An 8,322-nucleotide genomic window follows, 5' to 3' on the forward strand; every position below is an offset into this window, starting at 1 on the left:
GACGCCGTTCGCGATGTTCTGTCACCGCTGGAAACACCGACCCGGTGACCCGAGAGACCGATGATGAATTGACGACTTCCCGACAGGATGCTCCGGCGATGTTCAGGTTGTCTGGCAAGACAAGCACGAATCAGCACCTGCCGATGGACTATTATTCCCCAGTACTGTTGGTTCATTTGTGGTCAAAACGGGTGAACCCCTCCATAATAGTGGAGCGGATTCGCCATTTTGAGGACATCTGCAAGATTGGTTGTTCGAAGTGTGATGTCATACCGCGAGGACTTTGCCGGCAAAGACGGCAGACCCTCAATTCTCTGGATGTGATGTCCAGTCTCACTGACACGTGACCTTGGTTGTTTCAAGTGAATATTGATTTGATAGAACTTTGGCATTCTCTGGACCGACTGCCGTTTGTGTTCAGCATAACTGTTTATGCGCTGGTCTTGACGACGGTCGCCGCTTTCCTTGTCATTCCTGTCGTGCTGATGTTTCGCTCTGAGCCACATCAGATCATCCGCAGTTTTCAAGCTGACAGGGAAGTTGCGAAATCGATGGATGGATATCGAAGCGCTTTGCAGCGGACTGCCTCCTGCCTCACGCTGTTCAACACAGTGATCGGTCGGTTTGTGGCATGGCTGGTGCTTTTCATGACGTTGATGCAGTTTGTGGTCGTCATCATGCGCTACGTTTTCACCTACGGGTCGATACAGATGCAAGAGTCGATCTGGTACATGCATGGCCTTTTGTTCATGCTTGGTGCCGGCTACACGCTGGCAAAAGAGGGACACGTCCGACTTGACGTGTTTTACCGCGAGATGACAGAACGAACCAAAGCCTGGATCAATCTTGTCGGCTCGGCGATATTGCTGCTTCCCTTCTGTATCGTGAATTTCGACTTTGCGTGGTCATTTGTTCTCAATTCCTGGGCGGTAAGGGAAGGTTCTGCCGAAACGGCGGGACTGCAGTACATTTACCTGTTCAAGACGGTCATTCTCGTATTTTCGGTCCTGCTCGTCATTGAGGGCATCTCATTGGCGGTCCGCAGTGTTTTGCAACTCACGGCCCCTCCCGATAAATCGTCCCGACATCGGGCACTCGAATGATTGCGTTACTGACAACACCTGAATTCCTGTGTGCGGCACTGTTCGTTTCGGTGATCGTGCTTTTGCTGTTCGGTTTCCCGGTGGCATTCAGCCTGGCGGGCGCCTCATTGCTTTTCGCATTTGTCGCCGCCGCATTCGGGTTGTTTGATCTAGCCTATATCTCCGCCTTGCCGCAGAGAATATTCTCGATCATGCGCAATGAGGTGCTGGTCGCTGTACCTCTTTTTGTGTTTATGGGAGTGACTTTGGAGAAGTCGAAAATTGCCGAAGAACTGCTGGATAACATGGGCAGACTGTTCGGCAGCATACGAGGTGGCCTGGGATATTCGGTATGCATAGTCGGCGCTTTGCTCGCCGCGTCGACCGGCATCGTGGGTGCAACTGTTGTCACGATGGGACTGCTGTCTTTGCCGACCATGCTGCGTCGCGGCTACAGCCCATCATTCGCTTGCGGCTCCATCTGCGCGTCCGGCACACTGGGCCAGGTCATACCACCTTCGATTGTCCTGGTTCTTCTGGGCGATCAACTGTCAACCGCATTCCAGCAGGCACAGTTTTCGAAGGGAAATTTCTCACCTGCCGCACTATCGGTCAACGACCTGTTCGCGGGCGCACTGATTCCTGGTCTTGTACTCGTCGGCATGTACATCATTTACCAGATCTTCATTGCGATCACCCGTCCTGACGCCTGCCCGGCAGTCCCGCGTGATGAGATTACGACACTAGAAGACAAAACCATGCTGAGAACGATGGTGTCGACACTGTTCGCACCGCTGGCCCTGATTGTCGCGGTGCTAGGCTCGATCCTGGCCGGATTGGCCTCACCCACCGAGTCCGCCGCCATGGGCGGGATTGGCGCACTGATGATGGCCGGCTACAAAGTGGATCCAGGACGCGGACGTCTGATCGCGACTGGCGCAATCTGTCTCGCGGTCATGCTGCTGATAACGTTGCTGTTCGATCTCAGGATGCAAAGACAGACGCTTACCGCGATGGAGTGGACAGCGGTGTTCGTGGCTCTGGTTTGCGCGCTGGGACTGGTGCTGGGAATTCTCACCGCGATATTGCGTGTTTACGGCACGCGGGACCGGAAGGGTGATTCCATCTTACCGCAAATCATGCAACAGACCCTGATCGTGTCGACCATGGTTTTTGTGATCCTGATCGGAGCATCAATGTTCTCGCTTGTATTTCGGGGTCTGAACGGCGATGAGGTGGTTGAGGCCGTGCTGCATAACCTGCCAGGCGGAACGCTGACCGTCCTGTTGCTGGTCATGCTGGTGATGTTCCTGCTGGGTTTCATCCTCGACTTTTTGGAAATTATTTTTATCGTCGTGCCGATCGTGGGTCCGGTACTGCTTCAGATGGAGATTGCACCCGGTGTGCCGATGAATCCGGTGTGGCTGGGCGTGATGATGGCCGTCAACATTCAGACTTCATTTCTGACGCCACCTTTCGGTTTTTCTCTTTTTTATCTTCGCGGTGTGGCACCTTCATCGGTCCAGACCATGCAGATCTACAAAGGCGTCATCCCCTTTGTACTGATACAGTTGCTGATGTTGGTGGCGCTTTGGTTCTTCCCGGCTCTTGCGACATGGTTGCCGAGCGCGATATTCGGGCCTTAGTCGATCGCCAATTGAGCCGGTGTCCTGTCAGCGGTTCAGAACAGCGGCGCATGAGCCGCGACCAAGGCCACCTGAATTTCCCGAATCAATTTTGTAGTTGCCTGACCGATCAGGTCGAGTTGGATGATCTGGTCGATCCGGGGCCGCAATCGGGCAAGCTCTGCCTGGCCGATCAGTGCGCGAAGCATATTACTGGCATCCAAAAGACATAGCAGGACGATGTCTTCCTGATCCGGAATCTCATCGCTGTACAGAAGGTTCAAGACACGTCGCTTGCTCTCTCTTTCAACAGTGTCGTCGATCGTCGAATAGGACTCGGTTTTGACCAGCCATAAGATCTTTTTTTCGGTCCTGCCTAAAATGCCTCTTTCGATCAACCGGTTGATACTGTTTTCGAGAAGGTCCCCGCCCTCGTCGGCGATGGCGTTGACCCAGTACTTCGAGTCCTGATTATTTTCGGCACTGCTGATTTTAGCCAGCACGCCATCAAGAACCGGTTCACCGGTCGGGTCTGTATTGATGACGAAAAATGAATGAAGATCGTTGTCTACCCTGTTTCGGATAGCCAACTCCATCAATACGGCGCCGGCAAGAACGAAATGCAGTGTCAACTGGGGAACTTGGATCAAAGTTCCCTTTTTTTCGTCCAGTAGCAGAAGCAGGACCTCTTCCGCGATAGTAACATTTCTACTTTCGGTGCTGTCGCTCAAGATTGCAACTCCATATGAGGCGTGTATTCCAAGTTCAATTGCAATGCCTTATTTTGATTGGCCTGACTAATTTTAAGTCGAACAATTGCCCAAATGCAAATTTGGCAAATTTTCGGGGCGAATTTGTGCGGTTAATGTATTATTTTGACTGATTGAGCTGACGCAGTCGCGCTCAGACCGGATACACCTCACTTCAATGGTGTAATGGTGATTTGACCGCACAAAAATGAATCCGCGCAGCGCAAAGACGGACCGGAACCACAGCATGACAGATTCGGAATCGCATTTGAACAACGGCGAAGTATCCGAAATTGACAATGTCAAACGAGTTTTCTTTGACGGATATTGGATACGCTATTACAGCCCGCCCCAGGAGACCTGGACAGCAAAAAAGAATTTGATTTCCGGACTGACGAGAAGAACGTTCCACCATACAGAACCCGGAATCAACACGCCTGGAGAAAATCTTGAGCGTGCCAGGCTGGCCTATGAGGAGGCGGAGTCAAAACAGGAGAAACGGGTTAACGCAGCGATGCTGGCAGGCGCCCTCTTCAACCGGGCGACCGACATCATTACATCGGTGGTGGAGCTTGAGGACAAAGGTGTCCACATCAGTCTGGACAACGAATTGGTGAAGCAGTGCGGCGAGTGTCTTTCCGAGGCGATGGAATTGGGAAAGTCGGTTCGACATATCAGCGGCAACGAGGGGATCGACGAGTTGTGGGGAGAGCCGCTCAAGGCATTCTCGATGTCGACCGTCGATTTCTACGATTCCAGATACATCAAGATCGCACAGACAATGCGGGATATCGACCGAATCAATGACGTTCTGGTACAAACGCTGGAGTCCTTTGCGGAATTCGAAAATGCATGGCCGATACTGGATGACTATGCGCAATTCGCAAAACTCAACTGTGAAATCATGAAAACCGATCCGGACTATTTTTCCATCTGGCCGAAGTTTGTGAAGAGTTCCGAGCAGTTGCAGGAGTTGGTCGAGACGATTCTTGATGACAACAGAGGTCACATCGAGCAGGAAATTCTGGACGGCTGCCTGCTATTTGAACAGGGACGCAATCTGATCGCATACATATCAAGCGCGCGCGTTCCGATGCCGAAAACCATGAATCGTTTTTTTGATGACTGCGATGAGTTTTCGCACAACAGATATCGCGCACAGGGAGGAGGACAATGACTGCAACCGAACACAGACGAAACGCAGTGCGTTCCACAGTCGAACGCATCAGAAACATAGAGGCAACACTCGGAGTGACCACAACCGGACTTGAGCAGATCGAATTGCAGCTGCGAGAACTCGCGAGTCATACCGAGTGGTTCACAGAGAACGAGTTTCCAGCACCGCAACCCCGGTCCGAAGACTCGTCGTTCGTCTATCGAATTTCGGAAGATCCACAGGACAACCGATTTGCATTGTATATCCAGTCGGCGCGTGCGCCGACGAATACGCCTGCGCACAACCATGACACCTGGGCGGCGATCACCGGTATCCGGGGCGAAGAACTCAATCGGTTCTATCGGCGCAGCAACGGTGGAGTCGAAGTGGTCGGTTCGCACGTGGTGCGGCCCGGTTCCGGAGTCAGTTTTCTTCCGGATGATCTGCACTCCATTCATATCATCGACGACGAGACCGTTATCAATTTTCATATGTATGGACTTGGTCTGGAATATCTGACCGAGCGTGAATACTACGACAACACGACCGAAAGCTGGAAGAAGTTCAAGGATCGCAGCAATATCGTTGATGCAGGATACGTGACCCGATGAATCACGAGATCGGTGCGACGCAGCTCAAGCAGCGCATCCTCGCGCGTGAAGAGATTGCAATCATCGATGTTCGGGAACAAGGCATCTATTTCGACTGTCATCTTTTCTGGGCAACCAATATCCCCCTGAGCCGCTTGGAATGTCTGGTTCGTGACCTTTTGCCCCGGCGCAGCGTACCGATTGTCGTCTATGACAGCGGTCCGCCGGGCAAGGAAACAGCCGCTCGACGTGCACGTGATCGCCTGGTAGATCTGGACTACACGGATGTCAGTGTACTCAAGGGCGGAATCGATGGCTGGAAAGCTGCCGGTCTTGAGTTGTTCTCAGGATTGAATGTGCCCAGCAAGACTTTTGGGGAGTATCTGCTTGAGCAAAGAAAGCCACCCGAATTACTCGCCGAGACACTGCACGCCCGCCTGCAAGCGAATGATGATATTGTCGTATTGGATAGCCGTCCGATGGATGAGTACAACGAAATGAGCATTCCCGGTGCCATTGACGTGCCTGGAGCGGAACTGGTCTATCGGATATTCGAGGTGGCTCCAAATCCTGAAACCGACGTCGTCGTCAACTGTGCCGGCCGCACTCGCAGCATTGTTGGCGCCATGTCGCTGATCAACGCCCGGATTCCGAACAATGTCAGCCTGCTTAAGGACGGTACGATGGGGTGGCATCTGGCCGGGCTGCGACTGGATCATGGAAAGTCGCGGGAGGGTGCGCCACCATCGGAGGAAAATCTTTCCAAGTCGGTTGATGCCGCATACCAGGTTGCCGAGCGGTTTGATGTTTCCTTTGTGGACTATCCGACGTTGTGTGGATGGAAACGCGATCCCGAGCGGTCGCTGTATGTTTTTGATGTCCGCACGCAGCAAGAATTTGAGACCGCACATGTGATCGGATCAATTCATGCCCCCGGAGGCCAGCTGGTGCAGACAACCGATGAGTTCATCGCTGTTCGCAATGCCCGTACGGTACTGGTCGACAACAAGGAAGTGCGTGCGATCATGACGGCTTCATGGCTGATGCAGATGGGACATCACGATGTTCACGTACTCAAGGGTTCATTAGACGATATGGAACTTGAATCGGGAGCAAGGAAGGAACATGTCGCGGGCTATCGGCAGTTTGAGACGATCAGGCCCGGAGAGTTGAGAGCAGCATTGCAATCGGGTGAGAAGATGATGGTGGTTGATCTGTCCTCAAGCCGAAACTATCGGCAAGGTCATATTCCGCAAGCCCACTGGTGTATCCGGCAAAGGCTTGAGTCAGCACTCGTCTTTCATCAGCCGGTCGGGCTTTTGGTACTCACGTCTGAGGATGGTTTACTGGCACATCTGGCAGCCGCTGACCTGATCAGGTCAGATCCCAGACAGTTGATTCGCGTTCTCAATGGCGGCAATCACAGTTGGAAGGCTGCCGGCTTCCCCCTCTGCGATGGTATGGACAATCTGCTGACAGATGTGACTGATGTCTGGGACAAGCCGTACCATCATGAGACAAATCAGGAAGACAGAATGAGATCCTATCTTGAATGGGAAGTCCAACTCATGGAACAGGCCGATCGCGATGGTACTGTTGAGTTTTTCTGTTAGTTGATCGTTCGCGTGACGGATTCAGTCCGTGACCCCGACCAGGGTCTCTTTGACGATGAACTTGACCACATCCACCAAAGCCAGTTCGTTGGACCGGCCTTCAGAGATTGACTGGTTGTATATCGCCAGCTGCCGGTGGGCGCTCGTGCCCCGGTTGATTATGTTTCTGATATTCTTCACCTCCTTGACGCAATCAAAATACTGCGCGTCTTCGGCTGTCAATTCGATAATCTCCTCGGCCAGGTCCGGATAGTCAACAATCTTGCGCTGTCCGAAGTCAATCAGTCCGCGGTCAATACCATAACGTTGGGCGCGCCACCGGTTCTCCTGCACCAAAAACGCTGAATACTCCCGCCAGCGTTGATTCTGCAATCTCAACCGATGCAGCAATCTCAACCAGCACCGGTAAACACAGGCCACTGTGATTGCGTCTTCAACATTGGTGCACACGTCCGTCAATCGCGATTCAAGCGTCGGGTAGCGCCAGCTGGGTCGCAGGTCCCACCAAATTTTAGTGGCGTCCTCGATGATACCCAGATCAACCAGGATATTGACGTGACTCATGTAATCCGTATAGCTATGGAACTGCGGTGGCAGGCCGGTTCTCGGCAACTGATCGAAAACAGATACACGATAGGATTTCATTCCGGTATCCTCGCCCCTCCAGAACGGTGATGATGTACTCAGTGCGAGAAGGTGAGGCAGGATGTAGGAAGCTTGGTTCATCAGATCGATTCGCAGCTCGTCGTTTGGAATTCCCGCATGGACGTGCATACCGCTGATGTACAGCCGGCGCACGATCAGCTGCATCTGTTCGGCGAGGTCCAGATATCTTTCGTCATGGGTCAATTGTGTCGTGCCAAACGAAAACGGGTGGGTCGACGCGGCCATGATCAGGCAGTCATGCCTGCGGGCGATTTCGGCGATCGTGCCGCGCAGTCGCACGAGTTCCTGTCTGAGTTCCTGAGTGCTGGTACAGACGTTGGTGCCGACTTCAATCTGGCACTGCAGAAGTTCTTTGGCAACCTGGCCCCCGAGTTCTTTCGCACAATCTTCCATCAGGGCCGGAGGCATCTTGGAGACGAGGTTCAGGGTGCCGATGTCGACGACAAGGTACTCTTCTTCAATTCCGATGGTGAATTCAGGTGGATCGTTCACTGGATTATCCTGAGTGAAGGGTTAAATTCAACGTCCTGGTCAACATTCGAACCGGCATGACTGCGTCTTGAGGATCTGGTACTTTGATCTGTTCCCCCAAATGTCGGGTACGCGTGTATGGTCGATGCGTGAACCTGATGCATACACACTGAACGAACAGATATGCGAGATTATAACGCCCTCCCGGATCAGGGTCGATTCAGCGCGGAACCGCGTCAAGGCAAATTTATTCTTTTTTGGACTGAGTAATCCTTCAACGTCTGAGGGTGGATCTTTCTAGCAAGACGATTTGATGTGCGTATTCGTGTCTCCGAGTTGTCATTTTGACACACCGAAGCGGCATTTTCTA

At 52.7% G+C, this 8,322-nt stretch carries 7 protein-coding genes; 5 read left to right on the forward strand and 2 right to left on the reverse strand.

Going from position 1 to position 8,322, the window contains the following annotated elements:
• Positions 1-362: 362 nt before the first annotated feature.
• Both OXI60_04080 and OXI60_04085 read left to right on the forward strand, forming a co-directional pair.
• A complete protein-coding gene (locus OXI60_04080; protein MDE0308994.1) occupies positions 363-1,103 on the forward strand; it encodes a TRAP transporter small permease subunit in 741 nt (246 codons plus the stop codon).
• Positions 1,100-2,728: a TRAP transporter large permease subunit gene (locus tag OXI60_04085; GenBank protein MDE0308995.1), complete on the forward strand. Its 1,629-nt coding sequence runs from the start codon at positions 1,100-1,102 to the stop codon at positions 2,726-2,728. Before OXI60_04080 ends, OXI60_04085 begins: the two co-directional genes overlap by 4 nt.
• A gap of 35 nt (positions 2,729-2,763) precedes the next feature.
• On the opposite strand, the gene OXI60_04090 is transcribed toward OXI60_04085, so the two are convergent.
• A complete protein-coding gene (locus OXI60_04090) occupies positions 2,764-3,438 on the reverse strand; it encodes a GPP34 family phosphoprotein (protein MDE0308996.1) in 675 nt (224 codons plus the stop codon).
• 265 nt (positions 3,439-3,703) lie between these two features.
• Between OXI60_04090 and OXI60_04095 the strand changes: the two genes are divergently transcribed.
• From OXI60_04095 to OXI60_04105, 3 genes are read left to right on the forward strand one after another with little or no spacing between them, the layout of a single operon-like run.
• Positions 3,704-4,633, forward strand: coding sequence for a hypothetical protein (locus OXI60_04095; GenBank protein MDE0308997.1), 930 nt, complete (start codon positions 3,704-3,706; stop codon positions 4,631-4,633).
• Positions 4,630-5,223, forward strand: coding sequence for a hypothetical protein (locus tag OXI60_04100; GenBank protein MDE0308998.1), 594 nt, complete (start codon positions 4,630-4,632; stop codon positions 5,221-5,223). Before OXI60_04095 ends, OXI60_04100 begins: the two co-directional genes overlap by 4 nt.
• Positions 5,220-6,815, forward strand: coding sequence for a rhodanese-like domain-containing protein (locus OXI60_04105; protein ID MDE0308999.1), 1,596 nt, complete (start codon positions 5,220-5,222; stop codon positions 6,813-6,815). The genes OXI60_04100 and OXI60_04105 overlap by 4 nt, the downstream gene beginning before the upstream one ends.
• 21 nt (positions 6,816-6,836) lie before the next feature.
• On the opposite strand, the gene OXI60_04110 is transcribed toward OXI60_04105, so the two are convergent.
• Positions 6,837-7,973 carry a carboxylate-amine ligase gene (locus tag OXI60_04110; GenBank protein ID MDE0309000.1) on the reverse strand — a complete coding sequence of 379 codons (1,137 nt, stop codon included), beginning with the start codon at positions 7,971-7,973 and terminating at the stop codon, positions 6,837-6,839.
• Positions 7,974-8,322 lie beyond the last annotated feature (349 nt).

Source organism: Acidiferrobacterales bacterium (genome assembly GCA_028820695.1).
Taxonomy (GTDB): domain Bacteria; phylum Pseudomonadota; class Gammaproteobacteria; order Arenicellales; family JAJDZL01; genus JAJDZL01.